Source organism: Methylophaga sp. UBA1464 (assembly GCF_002325665.1).
Taxonomy (GTDB): Bacteria; Pseudomonadota; Gammaproteobacteria; order Nitrosococcales; family Methylophagaceae; genus Methylophaga.
This window is the reverse complement of the sequence record NZ_DCSO01000055.1, coordinates 9,219-10,241: the sequence shown is the minus strand read 5'-3', so window position 1 is coordinate 10,241 and position 1,023 is coordinate 9,219. Positions and strand designations below refer to the sequence as shown.

Below are 1,023 nucleotides of genomic sequence, written 5' to 3'. Positions count from 1 at the left end.
ATTGACTTCCAGTGATTTGTTATGGGCGTAACGGGTTACATATCCATTGCCGTGATCGATTTCCACCAATCCGCCATAACCTCCCCGCATACCAGCCCAACTGACAATACCATCAGCAACAGAGATTACTGCGCTACCCGTTTTACCGGCAAAATCTATTCCATCATGAAAAGCTTTTTTGCCATTAAAAGGGTCCACACGATAGCCATAAAAAGACGATATCCATCCATCCTGAACAGGTCTGCCAGTTGGAATCGCACCAGTAATATTATCGTTTGTGATCAAATAATCCTGTAAAGCAGTCAGGGTATCCTGTTGATTGGCAAAGTCTTGAGAAAGCTTTACCAGGCTTTCTTCAAATTCAGCGTTGGACAACCAGTCACCGGATTTTTCAATACCCCCGATACCTGGTGAAAACTCCAAATCAAAATCGCTTAGTTCGAAACCGGCAATTTCAGCCAGGCGTTGGCTGAGCATTTTTAGTCGGATTGCTTCTGCCTGTAAGCCACCTAGCTGCTGTGCATAAAAACCTTGAATTTCTTCATTGGCAGTAGTGTCATCACTAATGGAATGAGGTGCGGTTTGGGGAGAAAGTAATTGTGCCGTAGGGAAAAACTTTGAATCTTCTGTCGTTGTCAGCGCCGTCTTTTCTTCAATATAATTCATTGCTGTGACAGTGATAGCAATGGTCATGGATAAAAGAAACATCGCTAATAACATCAAACTCGCTCGGCTTAAATGCCAATGCTTATGGCCGGTATTGTCGGCGGATATTATGATAATCTGCATACTTATCCTCGTCCCGGATTGAGACATGTCAAATAAACCGCTTCATTTCGCCACTGTTTGCCAAACAAATCAGCATTTACAGCAAATGTCGAAGCGCGCTCAGAAATTAACCCAGCTTAACAGTATTCTGCAAGAAATTTTACCCTCACAGTTCGTAGGGCATTGCCAGCTGGCGAATATGACAGATAACAAAATCATTATTCACACTGAAAATGCGGCAATTGCAAGCCTGGT

The 1,023-nt window shown here is 43.2% G+C and carries 2 protein-coding genes; one reads left to right on the top strand and one right to left on the bottom strand.

What is annotated here, in order from left to right:
- Nucleotides 1-789, bottom strand: a 789-nt coding sequence (locus tag B3O33_RS06855) for a M23 family metallopeptidase (RefSeq protein ID WP_292363262.1), incomplete at its 3' end; no start/stop codon positions are given.
- A 25-nt stretch (nt 790-814) separates the two neighbouring features.
- On the opposite strand from B3O33_RS06855, the gene B3O33_RS06850 reads away from it, so the two are divergent.
- On the top strand, nt 815-1,023 hold a 209-nt coding region (locus B3O33_RS06850), incomplete at its 3' end, for a DciA family protein (RefSeq protein WP_292363261.1).